Source organism: Priestia sp. YIM B13490 (assembly GCF_042787735.1).
Taxonomy (GTDB): Bacteria; Bacillota; Bacilli; order Bacillales; family Bacillaceae_H; genus Priestia; species Priestia megaterium.
Map to the genome: position 1 here is coordinate 164,060 of NZ_JBHZOT010000003.1, position 26,294 is coordinate 190,353.

Annotated in this window: 33 protein-coding genes and 1 riboswitch; of the genes, 28 read left to right on the forward strand and 5 right to left on the reverse strand. The window is 38.7% G+C overall.

Annotation, left to right across the window (positions count from 1 at the left end; all coding sequences use genetic code 11):
• The first annotated feature begins 63 nt into the window (after nucleotides 1-63).
• The 5 genes from ACFX4R_RS10705 to ACFX4R_RS10725 all read left to right on the forward strand — a co-directional run bounded on the left by ACFX4R_RS10705 (nucleotide 64) and on the right by ACFX4R_RS10725 (nucleotide 4,965).
• Entirely contained in the window at nucleotides 64-582 is a 519-nt protein-coding gene (locus tag ACFX4R_RS10705; RefSeq protein WP_043982023.1) for a hypothetical protein, read from the forward strand.
• A 61-nt stretch (nucleotides 583-643) separates the two neighbouring features.
• Complete coding sequence (locus ACFX4R_RS10710) at nucleotides 644-1,120, forward strand: glutathione peroxidase (RefSeq protein ID WP_377569543.1); 477 nt, start codon at nucleotides 644-646, stop codon at nucleotides 1,118-1,120.
• Nucleotides 1,121-1,244: 124 nt separating this feature from the next.
• Nucleotides 1,245-1,898 carry an HD domain-containing protein gene (locus tag ACFX4R_RS10715; protein WP_377569545.1) on the forward strand — a complete coding sequence of 218 codons (654 nt, stop codon included), beginning with the start codon at nucleotides 1,245-1,247 and terminating at the stop codon, nucleotides 1,896-1,898.
• Nucleotides 1,879-3,777, forward strand: a complete 1,899-nt coding sequence (locus ACFX4R_RS10720; protein ID WP_323618753.1) for an ABC-F family ATP-binding cassette domain-containing protein — start codon at nucleotides 1,879-1,881, stop codon at nucleotides 3,775-3,777. Before ACFX4R_RS10715 ends, ACFX4R_RS10720 begins: the two co-directional genes overlap by 20 nt.
• Nucleotides 3,778-3,840: 63 nt before the next feature.
• Entirely contained in the window at nucleotides 3,841-4,965 is a 1,125-nt protein-coding gene (locus ACFX4R_RS10725) for a conserved virulence factor C family protein (protein ID WP_097823632.1), read from the forward strand.
• Between the two features lie 31 nt (nucleotides 4,966-4,996).
• Here ACFX4R_RS10725 and ACFX4R_RS10730 read toward each other — a convergent pair whose 3' ends face one another.
• Entirely contained in the window at nucleotides 4,997-5,881 is an 885-nt protein-coding gene (locus tag ACFX4R_RS10730; RefSeq protein WP_043982030.1) for a polysaccharide deacetylase family protein, read from the reverse strand.
• 242 nt (nucleotides 5,882-6,123) lie between these two features.
• On the opposite strand from ACFX4R_RS10730, the gene ACFX4R_RS10735 reads away from it, so the two are divergent.
• The 14 genes from ACFX4R_RS10735 (at nucleotide 6,124) to rarD (ending at nucleotide 17,049) form a co-directional block, all read left to right on the forward strand.
• Nucleotides 6,124-6,561, forward strand: a complete 438-nt coding sequence (locus ACFX4R_RS10735; RefSeq protein WP_013056693.1) for a BrxA/BrxB family bacilliredoxin — start codon at nucleotides 6,124-6,126, stop codon at nucleotides 6,559-6,561.
• A 134-nt stretch (nucleotides 6,562-6,695) separates the two neighbouring features.
• On the forward strand, nucleotides 6,696-7,472 hold the full coding sequence (locus tag ACFX4R_RS10740; RefSeq protein ID WP_043982628.1) for a class I SAM-dependent methyltransferase: 777 nt from the start codon (nucleotides 6,696-6,698) through the stop codon (nucleotides 7,470-7,472).
• Between the two features lie 383 nt (nucleotides 7,473-7,855).
• Entirely contained in the window at nucleotides 7,856-8,458 is a 603-nt protein-coding gene (locus ACFX4R_RS10745) for a YpjP family protein (RefSeq protein ID WP_025752035.1), read from the forward strand.
• A gap of 188 nt (nucleotides 8,459-8,646) precedes the next feature.
• Complete coding sequence (locus ACFX4R_RS10750) at nucleotides 8,647-8,961, forward strand: thioredoxin family protein (protein WP_013056696.1); 315 nt, start codon at nucleotides 8,647-8,649, stop codon at nucleotides 8,959-8,961.
• Between the two features lie 91 nt (nucleotides 8,962-9,052).
• Nucleotides 9,053-9,185, forward strand: a riboswitch (cobalamin riboswitch).
• A 258-nt stretch (nucleotides 9,186-9,443) separates the two neighbouring features.
• Nucleotides 9,444-10,403: an ABC transporter substrate-binding protein gene (locus tag ACFX4R_RS10755; protein WP_014460464.1), complete on the forward strand. Its 960-nt coding sequence runs from the start codon at nucleotides 9,444-9,446 to the stop codon at nucleotides 10,401-10,403.
• Nucleotides 10,404-10,491: 88 nt separating this feature from the next.
• Nucleotides 10,492-11,100 (forward strand): adenosylcobinamide amidohydrolase, encoded by a 609-nt coding sequence (locus ACFX4R_RS10760; protein ID WP_043982032.1) that lies wholly within the window; start codon nucleotides 10,492-10,494, stop codon nucleotides 11,098-11,100.
• 4 nt (nucleotides 11,101-11,104) lie between these two features.
• Nucleotides 11,105-12,091 carry an adenosylcobinamide-phosphate synthase CbiB gene (gene cbiB, locus ACFX4R_RS10765; RefSeq protein WP_043982034.1) on the forward strand — a complete coding sequence of 329 codons (987 nt, stop codon included), beginning with the start codon at nucleotides 11,105-11,107 and terminating at the stop codon, nucleotides 12,089-12,091.
• Nucleotides 12,066-13,145, forward strand: a complete 1,080-nt coding sequence (gene cobD / locus ACFX4R_RS10770) for a threonine-phosphate decarboxylase CobD (protein ID WP_043982036.1) — start codon at nucleotides 12,066-12,068, stop codon at nucleotides 13,143-13,145. Before cbiB ends, cobD begins: the two co-directional genes overlap by 26 nt.
• On the forward strand, nucleotides 13,142-13,702 hold the full coding sequence (locus tag ACFX4R_RS10775; RefSeq protein ID WP_377569549.1) for a bifunctional adenosylcobinamide kinase/adenosylcobinamide-phosphate guanylyltransferase: 561 nt from the start codon (nucleotides 13,142-13,144) through the stop codon (nucleotides 13,700-13,702). The genes cobD and ACFX4R_RS10775 overlap by 4 nt, the downstream gene beginning before the upstream one ends.
• Complete coding sequence (gene cobS / locus ACFX4R_RS10780) at nucleotides 13,699-14,472, forward strand: adenosylcobinamide-GDP ribazoletransferase (RefSeq protein ID WP_097823626.1); 774 nt, start codon at nucleotides 13,699-13,701, stop codon at nucleotides 14,470-14,472. The genes ACFX4R_RS10775 and cobS overlap by 4 nt, the downstream gene beginning before the upstream one ends.
• On the forward strand, nucleotides 14,430-15,044 hold the full coding sequence (locus tag ACFX4R_RS10785; RefSeq protein ID WP_013082848.1) for a histidine phosphatase family protein: 615 nt from the start codon (nucleotides 14,430-14,432) through the stop codon (nucleotides 15,042-15,044). The genes cobS and ACFX4R_RS10785 overlap by 43 nt, the downstream gene beginning before the upstream one ends.
• Nucleotides 14,996-15,421 carry a bifunctional adenosylcobinamide kinase/adenosylcobinamide-phosphate guanylyltransferase gene (locus ACFX4R_RS10790; protein WP_043982040.1) on the forward strand — a complete coding sequence of 142 codons (426 nt, stop codon included), beginning with the start codon at nucleotides 14,996-14,998 and terminating at the stop codon, nucleotides 15,419-15,421. The genes ACFX4R_RS10785 and ACFX4R_RS10790 overlap by 49 nt, the downstream gene beginning before the upstream one ends.
• Nucleotides 15,418-15,987 carry a cob(I)yrinic acid a,c-diamide adenosyltransferase gene (locus tag ACFX4R_RS10795; RefSeq protein WP_013056705.1) on the forward strand — a complete coding sequence of 190 codons (570 nt, stop codon included), beginning with the start codon at nucleotides 15,418-15,420 and terminating at the stop codon, nucleotides 15,985-15,987. Before ACFX4R_RS10790 ends, ACFX4R_RS10795 begins: the two co-directional genes overlap by 4 nt.
• Before the next feature lie 135 nt (nucleotides 15,988-16,122).
• Complete coding sequence (rarD, locus tag ACFX4R_RS10800) at nucleotides 16,123-17,049, forward strand: EamA family transporter RarD (protein WP_043982042.1); 927 nt, start codon at nucleotides 16,123-16,125, stop codon at nucleotides 17,047-17,049.
• A 91-nt stretch (nucleotides 17,050-17,140) separates the two neighbouring features.
• On the opposite strand, the gene ACFX4R_RS10805 is transcribed toward rarD, so the two are convergent.
• Entirely contained in the window at nucleotides 17,141-17,467 is a 327-nt protein-coding gene (locus ACFX4R_RS10805; RefSeq protein ID WP_013082852.1) for a MerR family transcriptional regulator, read from the reverse strand.
• A 297-nt stretch (nucleotides 17,468-17,764) separates the two neighbouring features.
• On the opposite strand from ACFX4R_RS10805, the gene ACFX4R_RS10810 reads away from it, so the two are divergent.
• Entirely contained in the window at nucleotides 17,765-17,923 is a 159-nt protein-coding gene (locus ACFX4R_RS10810; protein ID WP_013056708.1) for a hypothetical protein, read from the forward strand.
• 32 nt (nucleotides 17,924-17,955) lie between these two features.
• Here the strand turns inward: ACFX4R_RS10810 and ACFX4R_RS10815 are convergent, their stop codons facing one another.
• Nucleotides 17,956-18,876 carry a CobW family GTP-binding protein gene (locus ACFX4R_RS10815; protein WP_162214102.1) on the reverse strand — a complete coding sequence of 307 codons (921 nt, stop codon included), beginning with the start codon at nucleotides 18,874-18,876 and terminating at the stop codon, nucleotides 17,956-17,958.
• 253 nt (nucleotides 18,877-19,129) lie between these two features.
• On the opposite strand from ACFX4R_RS10815, the gene panE reads away from it, so the two are divergent.
• Both panE and ACFX4R_RS10825 read left to right on the forward strand, forming a co-directional pair.
• Nucleotides 19,130-20,059 carry a 2-dehydropantoate 2-reductase gene (panE, locus tag ACFX4R_RS10820; protein WP_025752046.1) on the forward strand — a complete coding sequence of 310 codons (930 nt, stop codon included), beginning with the start codon at nucleotides 19,130-19,132 and terminating at the stop codon, nucleotides 20,057-20,059.
• Nucleotides 20,059-20,859 carry a GIY-YIG nuclease family protein gene (locus ACFX4R_RS10825; RefSeq protein ID WP_043982045.1) on the forward strand — a complete coding sequence of 267 codons (801 nt, stop codon included), beginning with the start codon at nucleotides 20,059-20,061 and terminating at the stop codon, nucleotides 20,857-20,859. The genes panE and ACFX4R_RS10825 overlap by 1 nt, the downstream gene beginning before the upstream one ends.
• Before the next feature lie 50 nt (nucleotides 20,860-20,909).
• On the opposite strand, the gene ACFX4R_RS10830 is transcribed toward ACFX4R_RS10825, so the two are convergent.
• Nucleotides 20,910-21,221, reverse strand: coding sequence for a hypothetical protein (locus tag ACFX4R_RS10830; protein ID WP_016763842.1), 312 nt, complete (start codon nucleotides 21,219-21,221; stop codon nucleotides 20,910-20,912).
• 243 nt (nucleotides 21,222-21,464) lie between these two features.
• On the opposite strand from ACFX4R_RS10830, the gene ACFX4R_RS10835 reads away from it, so the two are divergent.
• Genes ACFX4R_RS10835 through proC form a run of 4 tightly spaced genes read left to right on the forward strand, consistent with a single transcriptional unit; the run spans nucleotide 21,465 to nucleotide 24,239 of the window.
• Nucleotides 21,465-22,352, forward strand: a complete 888-nt coding sequence (locus ACFX4R_RS10835; RefSeq protein ID WP_043982047.1) for a 5'-3' exonuclease — start codon at nucleotides 21,465-21,467, stop codon at nucleotides 22,350-22,352.
• Between the two features lie 46 nt (nucleotides 22,353-22,398).
• On the forward strand, nucleotides 22,399-22,746 hold the full coding sequence (locus ACFX4R_RS10840; protein ID WP_013056714.1) for a YojF family protein: 348 nt from the start codon (nucleotides 22,399-22,401) through the stop codon (nucleotides 22,744-22,746).
• A gap of 23 nt (nucleotides 22,747-22,769) precedes the next feature.
• Complete coding sequence (gene bshB2 / locus ACFX4R_RS10845; RefSeq protein WP_013056715.1) at nucleotides 22,770-23,432, forward strand: bacillithiol biosynthesis deacetylase BshB2; 663 nt, start codon at nucleotides 22,770-22,772, stop codon at nucleotides 23,430-23,432.
• A 3-nt stretch (nucleotides 23,433-23,435) separates the two neighbouring features.
• Nucleotides 23,436-24,239, forward strand: coding sequence for a pyrroline-5-carboxylate reductase (gene proC / locus ACFX4R_RS10850; protein WP_043982049.1), 804 nt, complete (start codon nucleotides 23,436-23,438; stop codon nucleotides 24,237-24,239).
• Nucleotides 24,240-24,398: 159 nt separating this feature from the next.
• On the opposite strand, the gene ACFX4R_RS10855 is transcribed toward proC, so the two are convergent.
• Nucleotides 24,399-24,797, reverse strand: coding sequence for a thiol-disulfide oxidoreductase DCC family protein (locus ACFX4R_RS10855; RefSeq protein ID WP_237074836.1), 399 nt, complete (start codon nucleotides 24,795-24,797; stop codon nucleotides 24,399-24,401).
• A 149-nt stretch (nucleotides 24,798-24,946) separates the two neighbouring features.
• Between ACFX4R_RS10855 and ACFX4R_RS10860 the strand changes: the two genes are divergently transcribed.
• Together ACFX4R_RS10860 and ACFX4R_RS10865 are read left to right on the forward strand one after the other, a co-directional pair.
• Nucleotides 24,947-25,513 carry an RNA polymerase sigma factor gene (locus ACFX4R_RS10860; protein WP_377569553.1) on the forward strand — a complete coding sequence of 189 codons (567 nt, stop codon included), beginning with the start codon at nucleotides 24,947-24,949 and terminating at the stop codon, nucleotides 25,511-25,513.
• Complete coding sequence (locus ACFX4R_RS10865; RefSeq protein ID WP_016763846.1) at nucleotides 25,510-26,271, forward strand: anti-sigma factor; 762 nt, start codon at nucleotides 25,510-25,512, stop codon at nucleotides 26,269-26,271. The genes ACFX4R_RS10860 and ACFX4R_RS10865 overlap by 4 nt, the downstream gene beginning before the upstream one ends.
• Nucleotides 26,272-26,294 lie beyond the last annotated feature (23 nt).

Sequence of the window (26,294 nt, forward strand, 5' to 3'; positions counted from 1 at the left end):
TTAATTTGGCAAGAAAGAAGAAGAGCTGACTGTTCGTATTTTATAAAAAAGGAAGTAGTTGAAATGTTTGATCCAATTGTATTTGATAATTTAAAAGTTGTTGTAGAAGGAGAGATCTATGATCTTGACTTGTCTGGGCAAGTATCTGTTACGAATCGCGAAGATTTTGTAGACTTAGCTCAGTTTACTCGAACGTACCGCATTTCTTTTCAACAGCATTTTTGCTGTACCGCGTCGCTAACTTTATCAACCGACTTAGACAACATTCATGCCGAATTAACGCCTTCCCGTGTAGAAAAACCAGGGTGTACAGTTTATATTGATTTTCAGCTAAAAAAACAAAAACCGTTTGAAGAAGCTGAATTTCAAAATATACAGGAAATGTGTGAGCGGATCTGGGGAACAACAAGAGTTGTGAAGCAGCGTATTACTCATGAAGTCGGAGGCAGCGAATACGAAAACAATATTGAGGTAACCTTTAACCGATTTATTTACGAAGACCAAGTAGGAGATTTAATCGAGATGATTGATTACATGCTGCAAACGACTGATCAGTTAAAGGTTCTTTATGACAAATCATAAGAGCGTTTCAGTTGTACTTCCGAAATAAAGTGAATTACAATAGGGAAAAGGAGGCGTTTTGATGAGCGTGTATGAATACTCGGCAAAAACAATTAAAGACGAAGACGTATCGCTATCTAACTATCAAGGTGACGTGCTGTTGATTGTGAATACAGCTAGCAAGTGCGGCTTCACCCCTCAATATAAAGATTTGCAGGCGCTGTACGAAGAAGAAAAAGAAAACGGCCTAACGGTTCTAGGTTTTCCTTGCAATCAGTTCGGCGGTCAAGAGCCAGGAAGTTCAAATGATATTGAACAATTTTGTGAGTTAAACTATGGCGTTTCGTTTCCGATGTTTGCAAAAGTAGATGTAAAAGGGGAGCATGCACATCCGTTATTTACATACTTAACAGAACAAGCACCGGGTCTACTAGGTTCCAAAGGGATAAAGTGGAATTTCACAAAGTTTTTAGTGAATCGTCAAGGTGAAGTCGTGAAGCGATACGCACCTCAAACTGCACCAAAAGATATTCAAAAAGATATAAAATCCTTGCTGTAAAAGCAGATGGATCTCCATCTGTTTTTTATTTTTCAGCGAGGATTTTCAACCGGTGATCCGCTGTCAGTGAGACGAGCGCCTCACTTTGTGCTAAAATAATGGTGGATATAATTGAGGTGAGCAAATGAATAAAATAGTGGAAACGGAAAAGTGGGTTCAAGCAAAGCTTGCGCATGACACAACGGGTCATGACTGGCAGCATATCGATCGCGTGCGTCGAAATGCAGTGCTTTTATATAAAAAAGAAGGCGGCAATCGTGAAGTTATCGAACTAGCCGCGCTTTTACACGATGTTGTAGATGATAAGCTAGTGGAAGATGTTGAAAAGGCGTACGAAGAAGTGTGGGAGTGGCTGAAGAGTCAGCAGGTAGAAGAAGAGAACTGCAAGCATATCGTTCACGTTTTACAAACGATGTCATTTAAAGGCGGAAACCGTCCGGCTATGGCTACGCTTGAAGGTCAAATTGTTCAAGATGCAGATCGTTTAGATGCGATCGGTGCAATTGGTATCGCACGTACGTTTATGTATGCAGGTGCTAAAGGCACGGCTTTGTATGATGAAAACATTGCTGTACGAAGTGAGATGACGGAAGAAGAATACAGACACGGGAAATCAACGGCTATTGCACATTTTTATGAAAAGTTATTAAAGCTCACTGCGTTAATGAATACTCAAACAGCACGGTCTCTAGCGCAAGAGCGACATACATATCTGAAAGAATTTTTAGTTCAATTTAAGAAAGAGTGGAATTATCATTATGAAAATGCTGACTGTTGAAAACTTAACAAAAACGTATGGAGAAAAAGAGCTGTTTCATCAACTAACATTTACCATTACGGAAAATGAGCGAATCGGCTTAATCGGTGTAAACGGAACAGGGAAATCAACGCTTCTTAAAATTATCGCAGGTTTAGAGCTCGGAGACGAAGGAGATATTGTTCATGCTAAAGACTACAGCGTGACATATTTACCACAGCATCCGGATTTTGATGAAGACTTAACGGTTTTGGAGCAAGTTTTCAGCGGAGATACGCCTCTTCTTAACTTATTAAAAAACTATGAGCTAGCTCTGTATGCGTTAGAGCAAGACTCTGCAAACGAAAAAAATCAGCAAACATTGTATGATTTGCAACAGAAAATGGATGCGATGAACGCGTGGGAAGCCAATTCTAACGCACAGTCGATTTTAACGAAGCTTGGAATTTCAAATATGAGTGCAAAAATTGGTGAGCTTTCAGGTGGACAGAAAAAGCGCGTCTCCATTGCGCAAAGTCTAATTCAAACACCTGATTTACTGATCTTAGATGAGCCGACTAACCACTTAGATTATGAGACCGTTAAATGGCTCGAAGAATATTTATCCAAGTATCAAGGAGCCGTGCTGCTTGTTACTCATGATCGCTATTTTTTGGATGCTGTTACAAACCGAATTTTTGAATTAGACGGTGGAAATTTATATAGCTATAAAGGAAACTATGCTGCTTTTCTAGAAGGAAAAGCGATTCGAGAAGATCAGGAAAAAGCAACTCAAGCAAAATTAAGCAACTTATACCGCAATGAGTTGGCTTGGATTCGCAGAGGAGCAAAAGCACGTACGACTAAGCAAAAAGCGCGTATTCAGCGATTTGATGAATTAGAAGGGAAAATCGATTCCTCTGAAAAAGAATCACTGGATTTAAGTTTAGCAGGCAGTCGCCTTGGGAAAAAAGTGTTTGAATTAAAAGATGTGTCTAAGACGTATGAAAATAAAATCATTCTTTCAGACTTTACGCACATCGTGAAAAAACAAGATCGAATTGGAATTGTCGGAAAAAATGGAAGCGGAAAGTCTACCCTGTTGAATATGATTGCAGGACGCATTGAGCCGGACAGCGGTGAAATTGACAGAGGACAAACGGTTAAAGTTGCTTACTATACCCAAGAAAGCGATGATATGGACTTGAATCAACGCATGCTTGATTATATTAAAGAATCGGCAGAGGTTGTGCATACGACGGATGGGAAAATGATCTCTGCCTCGCAAATGCTTGAGAGATTTCTATTTCCTTCACATACGCACGGAACACCCATTCAAAAGTTGTCCGGAGGAGAGCGCCGTCGTTTATACTTGTTGAAATTATTAATGACATCGCCGAATGTTTTGCTTCTAGATGAGCCGACTAATGATTTGGATACTCAAACGCTAACGGTGCTTGAAGACTATCTCGAAGAATTTCCAGGTGTTGTGATCACCGTATCGCATGATCGCTATTTCTTAGATAAAGTAGCAGATTACTTACTAGTTTTTGAAGGAGAAGGAAACATTTCGATTTATTTTGGCGCTTATACAGATCAATTGGAAGAAGCGATGAAGAAGAAGCAGGCAATGGTTCAGCAGGCTAAAGTGAAAGAAGAAAAGCCAAAACAGCCGGAGAAAACGAAAAAGCGTCGCTTAACGTATAAAGAACAAAAAGAATGGGAAGAAATCGAAGATAATATTGCAGCAAAAGAAGAAGAAATTGAACGCTTAACAAGTGAAATTGAACAGGCGGGCAGCGATTATACAAAAGCGCATAACCTATCGTTAGAACAAGAGAAAGCAAACGAAGAATTAAGTTCACTGCTTGATCGCTGGGCAGAGCTTTCAGAGCTGATTGAAGAAATTGAAAACGCGTAAACAAGTCGTTAGACTGAGTATAAGGCACATGCTACAATTTTAATGAGAGGAGTACGATACGATATGAACATTAAATCAATTGAGCCAACGCCAAGTCCGAATACAATGAAAATTAATTTAGACGAAGTGCTATCAGGCGGAAAAAGCAATAACTATACGGAAAAAAATGCTGAAGCAGCTCCTGAAGTTGTTCAAGACATCTTGAAAGTAGAAGGGGTAAAAGGAGTCTACCACGTAGCGGACTTCTTAGCAGTAGAGCGAAATGCCAAATATGACTGGAAGCAAATTTTGCCGCAAGTTCGTGCAGCGTTTGGTGAAGATTTGCAAAGCAGCAGTGAACAGCACAAAATGAATGAGCATTTTGGTGAAGTCAATGTGTCAGTTCAAATGTTCAAAAATGTACCGATGCAAGTCAAGCTAACGGACGGAAATGAAGAAAAGCGCTTTGGTCTGCCCGAGCGATTTGCAAAAGCGGTAGCAGAACTTCAACGTTTTTCAGATAATGTGGTATTAGAACGAAAATGGAAAGAACAAGGCGTTCGTTACGGAGAGTTAGCTGCTATCGGAGACGAAGTTGTAGAAGAGTTAGCAGCAGCATATCCGCAAGAAAGATTAACTCGCCTTGTGGCTAATGCACAAGAAGAAAAAGAAGGCGGAAAAGTTGTACAGCCGCGTAAAACCTATAAAGTTACAGAAGAAATGCTAGAAGACAACGATTGGTCAGTGCGCTATGCCCATTTAGAACAAATGGATCCAACAGAAGCTGATTTAGACGTTTTAAATAAAGCGCTTGATGATGAAAAAGCATCTATTCGCCGCTTAGCTACGGTCTACTTAGGAATGATTGAATCAAAAGCGGTACTGCCTTATTTATACAAAGCATTAAAAGATAAATCAGTCACTGTGCGCCGTACTGCTGGAGACTGCATGTCAGATTTAGGTTTTGAAGAGGGTATTCCGGCAATGTGTGAAGCTCTTGGTGATAAAAACAAGCTTGTTCGCTGGCGTGCAGCTATGTATTTATACGAGGTAGGGGACGAGACGGCTCTTTCTGCATTAAAAGCAGCAGAGAATGATAAAGAATTTGAGGTAGATTTACAAATCAAGCTAGCAATTGAACGTATCGAAGGCGGAGAAGAAGCAAAAGGTTCTGTTTGGAAACAAATGACAGAAAGCAGAAAAGCATAAAAAAAAGATCATTCACTTGAATGATCTTTTTTTACGACTGTTTTGCAGCGGGAGTTGGAAACTGCATAGGCTGCATGGTGTTATCAATTTTAATAGGCTGATAGCCCGACTGCTTTAAGTAAGTCAAAATAGCAGGAAGGGATTGTGCTGTAAAGGATTTATCATGAAATAAAATGACTGGTGTTCTTCCATTGGAGTTAACCCCTTGAATATGAGGTTCAAGCCCCTGAATAATTCTAGGTGCAGAACGAAGTGCCCAGTCTTCGCTGTCTACATTCCAGTCCCATAATTTAAAGTGGCTTAGCAACTCTGTACGGTGGGGCTCTTTTAAATAAGGAACGCTGCCGTAAGGAACGCGGATTAACTTACTGTCAACCCCGGTTACTTTCTTAACTGTCGCTTGACACTCCTGCATTTCTTTTAACGCGGCGCCGTCTTCACTATACATGACATCAATATCATGAGAGACGCCGTGACAGCCGATGGCATGTCCTTCCTGTGCTACTTTTTTAGCAATTTCAGGATGAGCGTCAATTTGATGCTTTAACATAAAAAAAGTTGCTTTTACGTTATATTGACGCAAAGCATCTAAAATATGAAGAGTATCAGGTGTTGGGCCATCGTCAAACGTAAGGTAAACAGGCTGTGTAAGAGCTTGATTTTGATCGTTCACCGTATTTACTACATACATATTATGATGAAGTGTATTAAGCAGCTTCTCAGGCTGTGCTGAAGATGCAGTTTCTTTCAGCGGTAACGCAGTAGATGCTAATACTTGCTGAGATGCAGCGGATTCACTTCCTTTGACTTCTGTAATAAAAAACAAAGAAGCGACGATCACTAACACTAAAGACAAAAATGCATAAAATCGTTTGTTTGGCTTAAATCGTTTGTTCGGTTTAAATCGCTGGTTCAATTTGAAAATCCTTTCTACTAAATTACTATTTACTACTATAGTACAAAAAATGGAATATTAATAGTAAAAATCGACATTTTTATAGGAAAAAATTAGATGATATGACCCGGTTTTAATCTTCTTTTTGTCAAATGGAGAAGAAGAATGGGACAACGATAAGGATTTGAAGAGTGAGTAGCTAGATTTTTCCTGGTTTTTATAGTATGCTTTTAGCGTGAATGATTGTTAGGAGGAATGTTAATATGTCAATGGCATATGAAGAATATATGCGTCAGTTAGTTAAACCAATGCGTCAAGAATTAACTCAAGCTGGTTATGAAGAATTAACAACAGAGGAAGCCGTAGTTGATTTTATGGAAAACGTAGAAGGAACAACTTTTGTTGTCGTTAATTCAGTTTGTGGATGCGCTGCCGGTTTAGCACGTCCTGCAGCAACGCAAGCGTACTTACAGTCTGAGCAAAAACCAGATCAAGTGGTAACTGTTTTTGCCGGCCAAGATAAGGAAGCAACAGCTAAAATGCGTGAATATTTTGGTGACATTGAGCCTTCATCACCGTCTATGGCGCTTTTAAAAGGAAAAGAAGTCGTTCATTTTATTCCTCGACATGAAATTGAAGGTCAGCCTTTAGAAGTTATTTTTGAAAACATTTTAAATGGCTTTAAGCAGCACTGTTCATAAAATGTCCTGCTTTTGTCACATCTAGTATATAGATTTTTAGAGAAAAATCGCATATACTTTATAAGAAAAAGGATGTCTATCGGCATCCTTTTTCTTTATGTAAATAGCCAAACAGTGTAGGGGGAGTTATGAAAGTGATTGTTACGACTGCTGGTCGAACAAATGAACAGATGATTGTAAAAGCCAAACAAGTAGCCGCTGATTTAAGTATACCTTTTGTAGTAAGAGAGAAGAAATCCGTTGCAGATCTTCAGAATCTTCAAGCTGCAGACGTGCTGGTTGTCGGTAAGAATAGAGTAGAATTGCATGTCCAAAATGAAGAGGAACCTATTTTTTTTCATCCAAATTCCGCTATGTTTAGAGTGAAGAGATGGCTGCGAGGAGAACCTGATCCGTTTATTGAAGCTGCTAGTTTGGAAAAAGGAATGAGCGTGCTTGACTGTACACTTGGTCTTGCATCGGATAGTATGATGGCGAGCGCAGCGGTAGGGAAAAGCGGGAAAGTTGTCGGACTAGAAGGCAACCGCTATGTAGCTTATTTAGTCAAACAAGGACTTTTAAATTGGGAAAGTGACGTACAAGAGTTGAACGATGCAATGAAGCGTATAAACGTGGTTCATCAAAATTTCGAATCGTTTTTGGCGTGTTGTGAAGATAATTCTTTTGATGTTGTCTACTTTGATCCTATGTTTCAAGAGCAAATTGATGAATCGAATGGAATTAACGGTATTAAAGCAATAGCACTGTATACTACGCTAACGCCAATGGCTATACAAGAAGCAAAAAGAGTAGCCAAACAAAAGATCGTGCTAAAAGATCATTGGAAAAGCAGTCGTTTTGAAGAACATGGATTTATCGTACAAAAACGAAAAACATCAAAATTTCATTATGGGACAATTGATATACAATAATAAACAAAAAAGTAAAACGAATCCTGATCATTGAAAAGACTTCCAAAACCTTTTAGGAATTAAAAAGTTTTGGAAGTTTTTTTTATGAATTTCATCTAAAGTTCATAAAAGTATGATATATTTTTGAACATAAAAATACTTTTGTGTTTAAGCATCCAGCAAAAAAGGAATATCTTGTATAGGTTTCCGCTCGGTGTGACAACCTCAAACAGAAGAAGGAAGGTGCTAACTAAAAAGTCTTCGAATGCCCGTAGGCAGCATAAATGAATAAGCAAATATAGGTAAAAAATTAATAAGTATGTTACAATACCTAGTGAGTTATAACAATGAATTTTACGATATGAAAAGACCATATGGGAAAAGATGAGAAAGGAAAGATACGAATGCCTAGATGGATAAAAAGAATGCTAGTTGTATTTATTACAGTATTTACATTTGGGCTTGTCACTCCACCAGAATATTTATACGTTGATGATGCAAAAGCGGACAAGCAACATAAAGCAGGGTATGTAAGAGAAACAACTCCTGTCACAGCTGTTATAGAAGATATTCATTTGCCATATGAAGAACCAAAATATGAAGACGTTTCATCATTTGTTACGTATGCAATGGAATCAGCTGAAAAACAGTCAGTGGAAAAATTCGGAACAAAAATTGGACCTGTCATTGAAGATGAATTTCGTCAAGCAGTGTTACCTAAAATTGAAGAAGTGCTGACCGACATTGGCACTGAACGTGAACAGTCAATTCAGAATCTCGAGATAAGCGAGCATCCTGCTGCTGGCTACGGTGAAAAGATTTTCCATGTATATGACCGGGAAACCGGTCAGGACTTAATACGATTTCATGTACGGCGTGAAAATCCTCCAAAAGATGGATACTGGTTTAATTTTCACTATCATGCGGCTGCAGATAATTTTCAGAAGCATTATGATTTAGGGAAAATTTATTGGAACCGAAACATGCCGCCTAAATGGTTTAGCTGATAATAGACACAACATTCTGCGATTTCGAAATGTTAGCTTTTTTAAGCTAGCATTTTTTTACGTCTAAAACCGTTAGGGTCTAAATAAGCTGAAACATTAGCACAACGATAAAAAAATCGTTTATAATGAAGTCAGACTTCTTACCATAGAATAGTGAGAAGGAACGAATAGATGCTGGAGGTAACACAATGAAACAATTTACGGAAGAAAAACAATTTCGCGAACAAATTAAGAACGAAACACTAAGCGTTGGGATTTTTACGACAACGTGGTGTCCTGATTGCAAACGTTTGGATATGTTCATTGATGAAATCGTTGATGAAAATACAGATAAAGCATGGTTTAAAATTGACAAGGATGAGTTTGAAGAACTTTCTGCTGAAAACAATGTAATGGGTATTCCTTCTCTTCTTGTATATAAAAACGGTGAAAAAATTGCACACTTGCACAGTGCAAATGCTAAAACGCCTGAAGCGGTCCGTGAATTTTTAGCAACTCTTTAATCCCTTAAGCTGCGAGAGCATTCTCGCAGCTTTTTTTTGTGAGAATGGCTATTTCCATTTTTCCATGAGTGGGGTATACTAGGACAAGTGAATAATCGTAAAGCAATAAGGTCTCAATTTAAAGATTGAGTGAAAAGGGAAGTCTGGTGAAAAACCAGCGCGGTCCCGCCACTGTAAGCGCTTTGTGCGTAAGTCAGGAGACCTGCCTTATTGTTAGCTGTGAAACCTTCGAGGAAGGGTGAAGCAGGGTAATGAACATACATATCAAGTATAGTGAACGGATTCTTTTCCTGCTTATCTTGACGTTACCTGCTTTGCTTTCAATTGAAAGTAAAGCTTTTTTATTTTGAAGCTGCCGGCGAGCAGTATACATAGTCAAAGCGGAAAAACGGGATAGCGCTGCTTTTTGCATGATCATTTGCTTTTTCTTTAACGTGGAGGTTTCGTATTCACAATGAACAATATATAGGGGGAGTATTTAGATGAAAAAATGGCTTTCGTATTCCATTATTGCACTGTTAGTCATCGTACTTGCTGCATGCGGTGCAGGCAGCCAAAGCAACAGTGATAAAAAAACGAAGCAAGATACGGCACAAACGTCACAAGCTGCATTTCCAGTGAAGGTAAAAGACGCGCGTGATAAAGAAATTACGTTGAAAAAACAGCCTAAGAAAATTGTTTCCTTAATGCCAAGTAATACGGAGATTGTATATGCCCTTGGCCTTGAAAAAGAATTAGTCGGTGTTACAAGCAACGATGATTATCCTAAAAGCGTAAAGAAAAAAGCGCAGGTAGGAGATATGAACGTTAATGCGGAAAAAGTTATTGCTTTAAATCCTGATTTAGTGCTGGCACACGCTTCAAGTATGGGCGTTTCGGATGAAGTATTTAAACAAATTGAAAGTGCGGGTATTCCGGTATTTGTTGTAAAAGATTCAACAACGTTTGATACGGTTTATGATTCTATTACGCAAATCGGTAAATTAACAGGTAAAACAAAAGAAGCTAATCAAACAATTAAAGACATGAAAGAAAAAGTAGCTTCAATTGAGAAAAAAGCAAAAACGATTTCAAAAGAAGATCGTAAAAAAGTATGGATAGAGGTATCAGGAGCTCCTGAGATTTATACAACAGGAAAAGGTACGTTCATGAACGAAATGCTTACTATGATCGGTGCTGATAACGTAGCAGCTAGTGAAAAGGGTTGGGTTAAGTTTTCTGAAGAGCAAGTTGTTAAGTTAAACCCTGACGTTATTATCGCAACGTATGATGCAGACAAAAATGAGATTATGAAGCGTCCCGCTTGGAGCAGCATGACTGCTGTAAAAGAGGGTAACATCGAGAAGGTTGATCAAAACAAAATCAATCGCTTAGGACCTCGTATTGTAGATGGCTTAGAGGACTTAGCAAAAGCAGTATACCCTGAGGTGTACAATAAATAAGAAGAGGGACCATATTCCAGTTCGAATTGAAAAGGGGATTGGTCCCTTTTCACATCTTAAAATTGAAGAAAGGCCTGAGCTTTTAATCATGAAAACCGAGACTTCTTATAAAACATACAGCTCAGGGGTTTTAGGAACAGGCATTACGGAAACGGACACCTTTTACAATCGATTTGTTCACAAAGACTATTATTCAGATACTCCTTCTTTGGAGTATGAGCAATATTTGATGAAAGAAAATGTGCGCCATGAGCAAATCGTAGGGTTGATGACAGCCGTGTGGTTAAAAGAAAGAGCGGTTTACTGTTATGAAGGCTACGGAGTAAGAGTAGCTTCCGTGATAACGGCTGGAATAGGAAACGCAGTAGATATTACAGCTGACGAAGCTGTCCCGTTCTATTCCTCTCCTGGTACAATTAATATGTTTTTTTTCGTGGAAGGTACGCTTACGGATGCAGCGTTTTTACAGCTTTTTATTGCGGCCACAGAAGCTAAAACAAAAACGCTGTCACAGCTGGGTGTCATAGATCCGGCTACAAAGACGATTGCTACGGGAACATCTACGGACAGCATCTCAGTTGCAGCGTCTCAGCAAGGATCATTATATGAATATGCAGGCTCTATGACCGCTTTAGGGCAAGCGGTAGCCAAGCTGGTGAAAATAAGCTTAGAGCAGGGACTTAAGGGAAAGAGGTGAAGAAATGAGTATTACACAAGCGATAATTGCACACATGACGGCCATGACGATTGCTTTACTAATTGACCGAATTATAGGCGATCCCGAAAATTGGCCGCATCCCGTTCGCTGGTTTGGCAAATGGATTTATTGGATAGATTCTAGATTAAATAAAGGTGCAGGAAAACGATTCAAAGGATTACTTCTTGTGATAAGTATGGCTGTGCTCGCAGGAGTTGTTCCCTTTTTGTTCCTCCATGCTTTGTACGGAGTTCATTTTATAGCAGGTGTTTTAGTAGAGAGCGTAATGATTGCGACTACTATATCCACTCGTTCTTTAAGCGAAGCTGCTTATAAGGTACAAAAGCCGCTTCAGCTAGGAGATATGGAGAAAGCTAGATATGAAGTAAGTATGATTGTGGGACGAGATACAGATCGTTTGTCAGAAGGAGAAATTGCCAGAGCGACGGTAGAGACCGTGGCTGAAAATACAAGTGATGGTATTACAGCTCCGCTTTTTTATGCATTTATAGGAGGAGGAGCCCTAGCCTTTTTTTACCGAGCTATTAACACATGTGATTCGATGGTTGGGTACAAAAATGACCGCTACTTTCTGTTCGGCTACTTTAGTGCAAAAACCGATGACGTATTAAACTATATTCCAAGTCGGTTAACTGCAGTGGTGATGACGGCTGTTAATGTAGCAAAAAGCCAGTATTCTCTTGGGCATGTAACGAGTTTGATTAAGCGTGATGCTAAGAAGCATCCTAGCCCAAATAGCGGATACGGGGAAAGCGCAGTGGCTGCTCTGTTAGGTATTCAACTCGGCGGGCTTAATACATATAAAGGCATAGAATCTAATCGTGCAAAAATGGGTGAACCACTCATTCCTCTGCAAGCCGGTCATATTGAACAAGCTGTTTTCATTATGAAAAGGACGGTCTATGCTACGTGGTTATTATATCTTTTGTTAGGAGGAGTTATTAGTGCTATTACCTACACATGGAGCTAATCCTAATGTCTTTTTAAAAGCAATAGGGGCCGAGAATTTGTCGCATATAAAAGACTTTAGCGTGAATACAAATCCTTTAGGGGCTCCCCTTGTGCTTCACGAAAAGTGGAACGAATTCAAGGGTGCAGCGTTTAGTTATCCTGACCCTCAAGTAACGGAGCTGAAAAATAAACTTGCAGCTCATCATCATGTTTCAGGTGCTCAAGTGCTGCCTACAAATGGCGCCGCTGAAGCGTTTTTCCTTATTGCTTCGTTATTTTCAGGAGAGAAAGCAGGGATTGTACAGCCGACTTTCGTTGAATATGAACAGGCAAGTAAAGCTTATGGATGTGAAGTGACATACGTTCCTTTATCTGAAGAAAATGGCTGGAGCTGGGATATAGAGTTGATTATGAGCATTCTTCCGGACATAAAAGTACTGTGGATTTGTCATCCAAATAATCCAACGGGCGTTATGTATAGTCATGAGGAATGGATGAAAGTAGTAAAAGCTGCTGCTCATCATGGTACATACTTAATGATTGATGAGGCATTTATTGATTTTGTCGAACATCAGCCTTCATTTGATTCTCTTATTCTGGATTATGAGCATATCATTGTTGTGCGTTCCATGACAAAGATGTTTAATATTGCCGGGCTTCGTCTTGGCTATATTTTGGCAAATGAAAAAATCATTAGCAAGATGGCTAAAAAGCAGCCTCCTTGGAGTGTAAATGGCTTGTCGCAGCAAATAGGCATGATATGTGTGGATGAAAAAGATTTTGTAAAAGAAACCGTACATTATATTAAACAAGAACGGGAACGAATCTTGAGTCAACTAAAGGAATGGGGGCTTTTGGTTTCTCCTTCTCAAACAAACTATTATCTTTGCAGCGTTCCGTCTTCTATTAAAACGCGCGAATGGCTTGTCTATTTAGCAAGCCATGGCGTGGTAGCTCGTCATACTGAAAACTTTCCATTTTTAAATGGACGCTATATCCGTTTGGCTGTGAAAACGAAAGAAGAAAATGACTATTTACTTAACGTAATCAAACAAGGACTTGATGAAATATGATCATCTTTATTAGCGGAGGCGTTCGAAGCGGAAAATCAAGTGCAGCGGAGAACATGGTTCAAACTTTTTGTACAAAGCGCGCTGTTTATATTGCCACAAGCAGGCAAACAGATAAGGAAATGCAAAAACGCATCCAGCTTCATCAAAAAGAACGCCAAGCAGCGAACACGCCTTGGGTAACGATCGAGCAGTCTGTAGATTTACAACAAATTCTGCCAAATCTTCAAAGTGATGATGCTATACTTTTGGATTGTGTCACGAACTGGCTTGCCAATGAGCTTTTTTCAACAGAAAAAAGGTGGCAAACAAAAGAAGGGAAACAAGCGGTTTTTCGTCATATGACAGAAACGCTCGATAAGCTGTTTGCGCAGTCTCAGACGGTTGTGCTAGTATCTAATGAACTGTTTGAAGCGGGCGTGTTAGAAGAGCCCACATATAGCTATATGAAGATGTTAGGGAAATTACATCAGTATATTGTAGAAAAAGCAGATGTGGCTATTTGTGTAGAAGCGGGAATCTATCGTTTTAAAAAAGGAAAGGAATGTATAGATATATGAAAGAATGGATAGCCATACTACGAATTTCTCTCCAGTTTTTTACGATCTTACCACTGGCTAAAACCGTTCAATGGACTGAAAAAAGAACGGCACGCTCACTTTTTGTGCTGCCTTGGATTGGTATGTTACTAGGCTTGATGTTTTATAGCTTTTTACAGCTGCTTCAATCTTCACCTATCACTACGATTGTTGATAGTATTTTAGTTTTGCTTTTACCGCTTATCTTAACGGGTGGCCTTCATTTAGACGGCTGGATGGACGTAAGCGATGCCTATTTTTCTCATCAGTCAAAGGAAAAAAAACTGCAGATTTTAAGTGATCCGCACGTTGGGTCTTTTGCTATTCTTTCTCTTATGGTTCTGCTGCTGCTGCGTTTTAGTGCGATCTATGAATTAGTGTCTCTTTCTTCTTTATCAATTTGGGCATGCTTAATTGTCTTTACCCTTCCAAGAATTGGAGCAGCCTTTTTATTGATGAGAGATAAGCCCGCTAAAGATACGGGTCTGGCTGCTTATTTTCAACAAGGAGTCACCAAACGGTCTATTTACGGATTTATCATTATGAGCCTATTCTTAGTTGCTATTTTCGTTATTTTTATGGACAATAAATTCATTATTCTTTTCTTTGCCGGTTTTTTATGGCTCTGGATACGATTTTATCGTTCGCAGTTTGGTGGCGTAACAGGAGATGTTATAGGGGCAACCATTGAAGGAGGAGAAACATTTTTATGGATAATTCTTTGGTTATCACATGTATTCGTCACGGCATGACGCTTGAAAATCAACAGAAAAAATATATAGGGTGGAGTGATCCGCCTTTAAGTATAGAAGGGAAAAATGAATTGAAAGAGCTTTTTCTAGAACCTCAGCTCGTTATTTCCAGTGACTTAAAAAGAGCGCTAGAAACAAGTGCAGTTGTTTTTCCAAAATCTCAGGTGGTTAAAAGTAAAAATTGGCGTGAACTGCATTTTGGAGATTGGGAAGAGAAGACGTATGAAGATTTAAAAAACATACGGGCGTATAGAAATTGGATTGATCACTGGACAGAACATACGCCTCCGAATGGTGAAAGCTTCTCAAGCTTTTCAAACCGAGTTTGGGCAGCGTGGGAAGAAGCGGTCGATTTGGCGGCCAGTCAGCAATTGCGTCACATTGCTATTGTTTCGCACGGCGGACCACTGCGTTTACTTGCATCTCATTTTAAACAGACAGCGTCGCTTTGGGATGTTTCTTTTTCTTATGGAGAAGGTTTTTCAGTAGCGTGTACATACAAACAGGCAAAGGAGAGAAGAGCATGCATTTCGTATTCGGCGGTGCATTTACCGGCAAAAGAAAATGGGTGAAGCAGCATTATGCCAGTGAGTCGGTAAAATGGCATTGTTTGTATGAAGACCCTGTTTTACCAGCGCTTGAGTTCGAAGAAAGTTACATAGTGCTAGAAGGATTTGAGCACTATGTTAAGGAATTAATACATAGCGAGCTGGAGTCTCCGCACCTTGTTGTTAAAAAGTTAATACAGAAGTGGAGAGACAGCGGTGTATGGGAAAAGTTAATAGTGATTGGAACTGAAGTCGGCAAAGGGATTGTTCCTTTAGATCCAACAGAACGGCAGTGGAGAGATGAATGCGGGTATGCGTATCAGCATTTAGCGGCACATGCCCGGAAAGTAGATCACATTTGGTACGGAATTGCTAATCGATTGAAGGAGGAAATACAATGAACATTTACACAAAAACAGGGGACAAAGGGCAGACAAGCTTAATTGGAGGACGAGTAAATAAAGATGATATTCGAGTGGAAGCATACGGTACGATTGATGAGCTAAATGGCTTTGTAGGTCAAGCGATTTATCAGCTGGATGAAACAACATTAAAAGATGTAAAAGAAGAGCTAATTACGATTCAACATGAGCTTTTTGACTGTGGAAGTGATTTAGCATTTGCAAAAGATGATCATCCGTACAAAGTAACAAACGACATGATATCAGTACTTGAAAAGCGCATTGATGTCTATATGTCAGAGGCGCCGGCCATTGAGCGTTTTATTTTACCTGGAGGCACACCTGCAGCGACAACGCTTCATATTTGCCGGACGATTACACGCCGCGCAGAACGGCTTGTTGTTGGCGTGCAGCGTGAGTATAAAATTAATGCGGCGGTGCTTCAGTATTTAAATCGTTTATCCGATTATTTCTTTGCTGCGGCTCGAATCGCTAACGCGCGAGAAAATGTACAAGATGTAGAGTATATTCGCAGTGCCAAAGTATTTAAACAGCCTAAAAAATAAGGTATAAAAAACGGTCGAGCTAAAAGCGATCGTTTTTTTTATGAGTTATTTCGATAGGTAAAATAAAGCTATAAAAAAGAGGTAAATGCATCTATAATGATAAGAGACAGAGAGATAAAGAAAAGAGGTTGAGAAATGAATCAAGATTCTAAACGAGCAGGTATTGTTTATACAGCCAGCGCTTACGTTATGTGGGGGCTTTTTCCGCTTTACTGGAAGCTTCTTGGCGAGGTGAATGCGAATGAAATACTCGCTCACCGTGTCATATGGTCATTTGTTTTTATGCTTTTACTTTTGCTTGTGACAAAGCAAATGAGTGCTTTAAAAAAGACGCTTGGTTTATTATTTCGTAATACGAAACAAGCGGTCATTTTATTTGTGGCTTCAGTGCTGATCAGCATCAACTGGTTCGTTTACATTTGGGCGGTTAACCATAATCATATTATTGAAACAAGTTTAGGTTACTACATCAACCCGCTCGTTAGTATTTTACTTGGTATAGTCGTTTTAAAAGAGAAGCTTAATTTTTGGCAGGGTGCTTCTGTTGGATTAGCTGCTATAGGTGTTATCGTTATGACAGTTACATACGGGCATATCCCATGGGTATCATTAAGCTTAGCGTTTAGCTTTGGTTTGTACGGACTTGTAAAAAAGACTATTCAATTAGAAGCAAAAGTAGGATTAACGATTGAAACGATGATGGTTGCACCTATTGCAGTTATTTATTTTATTTTTCTTTTAGTGAAAGGATCTTCAAGTTTTTCTCTTCAATCGCTTGATCTGAGTGCTCTTTTAATTGGAGGCGGTGTTGCTACAGCTATGCCACTACTATATTTCGCTAAAGGGGCCCCTCTTATTCCGCTATCGATGGTCGGTTTTTTACAGTACATTGCTCCTACCATGACGCTTTTATTAGGGGTATTCGTGTATCATGAACCGTTTTCTAGCGTAGAGATGATTGCCTTTTTGTTCATTTGGGGCGGATCGGTTATGTTCATTTTATCTAAAACTAAGTTCATGAATTCTCATCAGCCGAAATTTTTTAAAGGGCGCTCAGCTTAACGGACAAAAAAGCGGATATCTTTAGATATGCGCTTTTTTGTCTGCCGTAAAGAAATAAAAACGGAGACGGGAAAGTCACCGTATGTATACTTTATAGCTTCCGCTTGAAATGAGCGTTCAACTGACCTTGAAGCATTTGGTTTTTTACTTCTTTCATTTTTCTCGCTTCATCTTTTTTGGCCAATTCTGTGCGTATTTCACTCGTTTGAACTCCTTCTTCTATGCGATCGGCAATATCCATTAATCGTTCGACGTCTGAAAACGAATATTTCCGGATACCCGTATTGGTTCGGTCCGGAAAGAGCAGGCTTCTTTTCTCGTAGTAGCGAATTTGCCTTTCTGATAAACCGGTTAATTCTTTTACAATCCCAATAGACATGACTTTTTTATCTCGATATGACGCTTCATTCGTAGACAATCTCCCTCACCCCTGAGTACGTAGTAGTATGTTATTATCATAAAGGAAAAAAATACAAAAAATTATAACATGTAATACATTCTAACATATATATGTTATATTTTTGAATTACTATGTGAGAAAAAGTGACATAAATAATGAAATAGGGAAAAGAGTCCTATAAACTAATGATTAACTCGATCCCAAGTGGTTAACCATACAGGATAAAGCCTTGTGGTTAATCACTTGCTTTCAAAATGATGAATAGAAAACAAATGTGAGAATATACATAAATTCTAAAAGGGAAGGGCGTTTTAAATGGCTGTGCAACAATTGAAAAAAGAAGAGATTATTGAGCTGGCAAAAGAAATTATTGAACTTGATTTGAAAAGAGATGAAAAATTTGAAGAGTTGACAGAGTTAGCCGGAAATCGTGCATATGAAATTTTGCGCAGAGTACAAAATGCCTGTTTATAAGTAATAAAAAAATCCCGCTCTAGGCGGGATTTTTAATTGGACTGCTGTTCAAGATTAAATAATTCTTGTTTCATCTTAATGTGGTTGAGGTTTTCCCCTATAAAGACAAGAGTGGTGGGCAGCTTCATCATTTCTTTCATATATAGAGGCATGCCGTATGAATATTGAAACGAATACGTATCATCCGAATGAGTAAAGCGCATATAGCCTTTAATACGATAGATGGTATCTGGCATTTGGCGCAGCCAATTTTCAAATAATTCAAGATCCACTTTTTTTGTAAACTCATATACAAATGTTTTCAAATGAAGATGATCTTCAACATGAGCCTTATGGTGCGGCTGTTTTTGAGACAGCTGAGCTCTTTGAATCAGGTCAAGCTTCACGCGGGAAAATGTTGTTAATAATGTTATTGCACGAGCGTTAATTGATTGAACCTCAAAAAGCAGGGAAGACTTTTCTGCCTCAGACAGCATGTCCGTTTTATTTAATAAAATTACATCTCCATGTTTTACTTGTTCTTGAAGAAGTTTTTGAAGTTGAATGCTTAAGGACCCACGTTCTTTCCACCTTGTTGCATCGAGTGTGGTGATAATACTTTTAATCGTGACTTGATGCGCAAAAAGAGGAGACATACAGGCATCCAACACTTCAATGGGATGTGCAACTCCGGTTGTTTCTATATAGATAGCATCCAATGTGTTCTCCTGTAGAAGTGAATGAAGCTGAGTTTCAAATTGACCTTGAATCGTACAGCACACGCAGCCGTTTAGCAATTCTTTTAACGGCGTGTCTTTTTCTACTTCATTTGAGTCAATCGAAACTTGGCCAAGCTCATTCATCACAACAGCAATGTTGCGATTACGATCTTTTTCTTGCTGAAGCAGCTGTTTAAGCAACGTTGTTTTTCCGCTGCCTAAAAATCCAGATAAAATGTAGATTTCTGTTTTCATTTCAGTCTCTCCTATGTAAATAACATTGTTTAAATCGAAACTTTTCCGATTGCGGATTGGTAAATAGTATATCCAAGAGGGGATAAATGTCTAAGCGTAAATTTTTATGCTTTTTTTGTATTCATTATAACAACTTTAAAAGCACTATGGCTATCTTTTGTAAAAAACTCAAAATACAATGAAATAAGAATATTATAAAATTTCAAACTAGCTGTGCTACAATAAAAGAAAAAGAAAAAGGGGAGCAAAAGTTATGCGAATATTAGTTTTAGGCGCAGGCGGCGTTGGAGGTTACTTTGGAGGCAGGCTTGTGGAAAAAGGAGAGGATGTGACTTTTCTTGTCAGAGATCGCAGAAAAAAAGAGCTGGAACAAAATGGACTTGTTATCAAGAGCATACACGGTGACTTCACTTCACCTGTACAAGCTATTACAAAATCTGAGATGAAAGAGCCTTATGATGTTATTTTGTTCACAACTAAGGCTTATCATCTTAAACAGGCAATTGAGGATGTGCGTCCTTTTGTGGGGAATCAGACAGTTGTCGTACCTTTGCTAAACGGTATGGCTCACGTGGGTCCTTTACAAGAAGCTTTTGGGGAAGAAAAAGTCATTGGAGGACTATGCTTTATTGAAACAACTTTAAACAAAGATGGAGATGTCGTCCAGACGAGTCCTGCTCACAGACTTGTATTTGGTGAATTTAAGCAGAAGGAAACAGAAAGATTACAACTGATTGAGCAAGCGTTCAGTGGTACAAAAGCTTCGTTTGTAAAAAGTTCATATATTGAACAGGATATGTGGCATAAGTATTTATTTATTACGGTTATGTCAGGCATGACCACTCTTATGCGCGCACCTGTTGGCCCAGTGCTAGCGGCAAAAGGAGGGCGTCAATTCGTACAAGAGCTTTTTAAAGAAGTTGAAAATATTATGATGGCATACGATGCACCATTAGCTGAAGGGATTATTGAACAGCATATGAATACGATGGACAAAATGACGTATGACATGAAGTCATCGATGCAGCGTGATATGGAAAAAAGTTTTCAAATTGAAGGAGACCACCTTCAAGGATATTTGCTGACATTAGCTGAAAAGTCGTCTATACACGTACCGCTTCTTCAAACTGTGTATACGCATCTAAAAGTGTATGAAGAAATGTTAAAAGGTTATCAAAAATAATGACAGCGAAAATTGATTTAGCAGTCATGCAGGTACTGCAGAAGCTGCTAAGTACAGCAGAAATAGGACAATTGCCTTCCGCTCCCGGCATTTATTTTTTCTTTGATAAACCGGGCAGGCTTTTGTATATCGGAGCAACGACGGGCTCTCTATTAGAAAGAGTAAGAGCTCACGTTGCAGGAAAAGGCGTTAGCAACACAAAAAAATTCCACAAAGAAATTTGTGCTGTTGGATATATTGAAGTGCATGGATTAAAAAAAGAATTAGATATGCTGAGAACGATGCTTGTAAATGGTTATTTTCCAAAATACAATAAACAAGATGTAAAAAGAGAAAATGAATACGACATTTACACCGTTCACGGCAGGGTCCTCAGGGATACAGGAGTTGATAAGAAAAAAGTCTCCAAGCGAAAAACGGTGCTAAAGCCAACGTTAAAAGAGATAGAGATTCGTCAAGAAAACAGCGATATTACATATGCACGAGTCGCAAATATGAATGCTGAAGATCGAGTGAAAAAATTGTGGTCTTGTCAAGAAGCAGGAGCGCAGCTACATCTTCCGGAGTCGAAAGTGTTAGCAATAAGTGACCGGCTCTTAAAAGAGCAGTATACATTTCAGCGGGATATGAAAAAGAATATGATGTTTACGATGCGGGATTTAGTTGTTATTCAAGTGTTGTTAAATTTAAATCCGACCCATGATTTGAAAAAACGAGAAATAAAGGAAGCCATCAGTTTAGTGCGTAAATTTGGCATAGAAGAAGCTCTTCGCATCTCTGAAAAACTACTCAAAACGTAATAAAATCCATGATCATTGTGATCATGGATTTTATCATTTATCATTCACACTTAAGCTAATTCGTCAATAACTTTTGGTAGAGCCATAATGGAAATAACGCAAAGTGAACTGACAACTTGATGCATTTCAAAAATGGCAATGATGAATAACATCAGTGATATATATAATTGAAGGCCTTTTAATCCCCACGGCTTGCGATCGAAAAAAAAGTCGCTAAGTACAAATACAAAGAAAATGAGCGAACTGAACAAAATAATCATGGATGTAGACATGGAACGATCATAAGCAATGATAAATAACAAAGCGAGAAGCGACACAACAGATATAACTTTTAATGTTTTAATCATCGTGTTTTTATTCACTTTTTTCACCTTCATTTGTAGGATTGATCTTTCATCCTCATTTTATAGGATAGTCAAAAGTTCTAAAAGCCAAACGAATAAATCATAACAACAATTTAACATCTTTATACTACATTTACATTGGGAGAAAAAAATGGGCGTGTTTTGAGCTTTGTACGCTTCATTGACGCGTGCAAAGAACAAGTGCTATAGTATGTGTGCTCTAAAAGCTAAAGGAGCAAAGTTTTCAAAGGACGTGACTATGTGAACGAAACACTATTAGTAATTGATGGATTTAATTTATTAAGCCGCTGTTATTTTGCTACTTCTTATGGCAGAGATGAAGCAGCGTTGACAAGAAATAGTAAGGGCCAATTTACGAATGCCCTGAGAGTAACGATTCAAAAAATGCATGCATTGATTCACCAATATGAGCCAAGCCATATTTTCGTCGCTTGGGATGTTAAGCGTGAGGATACAAAACGTAAAGATACATACGCCCTATATAAGCAAACAAGAGCAGAGCTGCCTGAGCCGCTGATTCAGCAGTATGAAACGTTAAAACAATTTTTTGACACAGTAGGCATTTATCAAATGTCATTGTCTTCTTATGAAGCAGATGATTTAATTGGAGCACTTGTAAGCAAGTGGAGCAAGGAAAAGCAAAGTCCAGGGTACATCTATAGCAATGACCGAGACTTGCTTCAGCTCCTAGATCAACATATTTCGCAAATTATTGCCAAAAAGCAGGTTGGCGATCTTGTTTATGGCTTCAAGCACTTTCAAGAAGAATACAATATTCATCCTCGTCAATGGGTGGACGTAAAAGCATTGCTTGGTGACAAATCGGACAATATTCCGGGTGTTCCTGGTGTAGGAGAAAAAGCCGCACTGCCTCTTATTCAACAATATGGCTCTATCCATGAAATTTATGCACAAATTGAACAATTAGATCCAGCTTTTAATCGTTACAAAAAAAAGCTGGCCGAAGGAAAAGAACTAGGTATGCTTAGTCGTGAACTTGCTGAGATTATTATAGACATTCAAGAAATCAGTATGTTAAATTGGGAATATTTAACATTTATGTATGATTATGAACGATGGAATAAAGAAATTCAAAGTCTAGAACTAAACATTAGGATTCGCTCATGATTTTTAGTACAATACAATTTATGAACATGAGAAAGGAGTAACAAGCGTGCAACCAATTCATAAAGAAACAGTCCAAAAAAAAATACAAACATTTTTAAATAAAGACGTATATGTACACCTTGAAACGACAAACGGTGCATATGCTTCACACGTAAATGAAAAAGTAATGACAGTTGGGGCTTTTATTCGCAATGGTAAAGTCACTATTTCAAACGGAAAGATAACTGGAGAAGGTCCTTATCGTGTAGGTCTTCAAATTGATTTAGGATGGATTTATGCAGAGGGATTAACAGATTGGGAAATTGATGAAGAAGGCCGACTTCTTCTAGCTGGGCATGACTTTGAAGGTCGTTTAGCAGTTGCCCTTCAATTAAGTGAACATCCGTTTTCATAAGAGAAAAGAGAGGAGAATAGAACATGGAAGAAAGATTATTAATTGTATTTCCGCATCCTGACGATGAAGCATATGGAGCAGCAGGAATGATCACGCAAGCTAGACAAAAAGGAACGCCCGTTACATATGCCTGTGTTACGCTAGGTGAAATGGGACGAAATATGGGTAGACCGCTGTTTGCTAACCGTGAAACTTTACCTCAAATCCGAAAAAAAGAACTTTTAGATTTAGCGAACGTTTTAGATATTCAAGACTTGCGTATGCTAGGGCTTCGTGATAAAACGCTGGAATTTCTTGATATTGATGTTTTTGCAGATAAAATTGAAGAAATCATTAACGATGTAAAGCCGACTCACATCTTAACACATTACCCTGGCTTTGCGGTACACCCTGATCATAATGCTACGGGTGCAGCTACGATTCAAGCGGTAAAACGTATGCCAAAAGAAAAGCGTCCGGTTGTTTGGTGTCATGCGTTTTCGAAAGATCGTATTGAACATATTGGAGAACCAGATGTTATTTTTGATGTAACAGCGATGAAAGATAAAAAAATTGAAGCGTTAAAAGCCCATCGTTCTCAAACAGAAGGAATGATGAACGCAATTGACTTCGATCGCTTATCTGACTATCCGCAAATGGAACGTTTATTAACTAGAGAAGAATTCTGGACATATAACTGGGAGTAACAGATGAAAAAACAGCGAATTTTATTTATTGGAGCAGGACGAATGGCTGAAGCTGTAGCTGCTGGTTTGGTTACGAGCAGCGCTGACAGTATTGAGGCAGTGGTGATGTCAAACAACGGAGATATTGAGCGGTTACAGCGTGTTGAAACAACGTACGGCGTACAAACGACGCAAAATTGGCGCCAAGAAGTCGACAATTCGGATGTTATTATTTTAGCGATGCCTCCTGAGGCCCATCCTTTCGTGCTCAAGGAACTTTCAACTCATTTAAATCAACAATTTGTCGTAACGTTAGCGGCAGGGATTGGTCCGAGTTACTTAGAAAGTCATCTTCCGCAGGGTACGCCTGTCGCTTGGATTATGCCAAATACAGCTGCTATGATTGGACAATCGATGTCACTATATACACTTGGAACTTCTGCCACAAAAGAGCATAAAGAAGTGCTTCAAATGATTTTAAAAGGAATTGGTAAAGCGCATGAGTGTTCAGAGAAAGAAGTACATGAGCTAACGGCTGTAACTGGCAGTGCACCGGCGTTTTTATATTATTTTGCAGAATCGTTAATTGATGCAACTACTGCTTACGGTGTGGACGAAAAAACAGCCAAAGATTTAGTTATTCAAATGATGTATGGCTCTGTACAAATGCTGCATGAAACCAAAGATCCTGCGTCTTTAAGAGAGCAAGTAACAACTCCAGGCGGCGCTACTGCCGAAGGGTTAAAAGTGATGAAAGAACAAGACTTTTCCCTAATAATAAAGCAGGCAATTGAAGCAACGAATAAAAAAGCAATGGGTGGAAGCTAAAAAAGCTCATACAACCATATGTTAGCTGGAAAATCCGAACTATAGTTCAGCATTCTTTCATTGGAATGTTGAATCAGTTCGGATTTTTTAATGAATAGACTTCCTTAACATACATATATTCCTCTTTGGAACTGTTTTTTCTCTATGGCCCAAACTTTTTTAGTCATCAACAAACCGCTTTTTCATATCAGAAGTTGGGAGCATGCAGTGCTGCTGTTTGCCAAACCACTTATATCGGTTGCGAGCGATCCAGTTGTATACTATATCTCGAATAGGTGCAGGAATGATAATGAAAGCATATAAAAATTTAACGGGTCCATCTAAGCGCTTGGCGATTTTTAAAGCAGCCGTTGATTTTACATATCTTTGGTCTCCATGAATATATACAATGCTGTCTAATTGCTCAGGAAGTAAGCCGTGAGAGGCTAGCTGCTGCTTTCCGAAATCTGATTGAAGAGAAGCGAAAGAAAACAAAGCTTGTTCATCATGTTTAATAATATATTGAACACTGCTATTACATAAATTACATATACCATCAAAAAGAATTAAATGTTTCATTGGACGATTTCGCTCCTATTCCATAAAAAAAGTATAATTACTTGTCATTTTTGAAAAATAAAGGTACGTTTAAAAGATGTGAAAGTGATCCAAATTCAAAGGTAATTCGATTATATAATAAGGACTCATAAGAGTTAAAGGAGAAGGGTATGAAAGAGCAAAACGACGTTGTCTTATACAATAGAATAAAAGAACGAGACAAAAAAGCCCTTGAACTGCTGTATGACAAGTATGAGCGAATTCTTTATTCGTTTATATACCGGTTAACAAATAGCTCTGATATTGCTGAAGAAGCTGTTCAAGAAGTGTTTATTAAGCTGTGGAGAGGAAAAGGAGTTTACAGCGATGAAAAAGGGAAGTTTTCATCATGGCTGTTTACGATTACAAGAAACACCGCGATTGATATTGTAAGAAAAAGAAAAAACGATCCTATTTTCTCAGAAGAAATTTTTGATTTTATTGAAGATGATCATCCTAAGATTGACGAGCAGCTTCAGTGGAAAGAAGAACAGCAGAGAGTGCGGCACGCTGTATCAAAATTGTCTGAAGACCAAAAAAAGATTATTCAATCCGTTTATTTTAAGGGATTAACGCAGCAAAAAGTAGCAGAAGAGCAGCAAATCCCATTAGGAACAGTAAAGGGTAGGGTGCGATTAGCGTTGCGGAAATTAAAAACATATTTATGTACTGATGCAGAAGGGAGAGCTGATTCATGAGTATGTGCAATAAACTAATTGATTACTATAATGATCAGTTGACTTCCCATGAGAAAAAAGAGTTTGAAATGCACTTGAAAAACTGTCAAAGCTGTCAAGAAGAACTAAGAGAGCTGGAGGAAGTTCTTGGAGATCTAACGTATTTGACACCAGAACAATCTCCTCCGCCAGAAATGAAACAGCGAATACTTGCGAATGTATTCGAAGAAGAACAAGGTGAGACAAAGAGAGAACCAATCGCTTTAAAAAATGAAAAACAACATGCTGCGTCTAAGAAATCAAATAAAAAGTCCATCATTATTGGATTAGCTGCGGCACTTCTTTTATCCCTTGCAGGAAACAGCTACTTTCTGTTGAAAGATGGAGACAAAGGCAAACAAGAGCCAAATGTTTCGGTTGCTCCTCAAAACGAACCTCTTACATCTGAAAAAACAATGAAGCTGCAGGCAGAGCCGAACGTTTCTGGCGAAGCAACAGCATCTCTTACGAAAAAAGGTGGAAATCTAAATGTGGTTATTCAAGCGAATAACTTGAAAAACGTAAAGGGGAATGAAGTCTATCAGGTGTGGCTCATAAAAGGTGATAAGCCTCATCCGGCAGGTGCTTTTGTAACAGATAAAAATGGAAACGGGACAGTGGTCTATACGATGAGCCAAAAAGAACAGACTGAAAAGTGGGATGTTATGGCGATTACTTTAGAACCGAACGCGAATAATAAGACGCCAAAAGGAAACATTGTGTTAAGTTCAGCGCTCTAACAAAAACCCTTCTGCTAACAGAA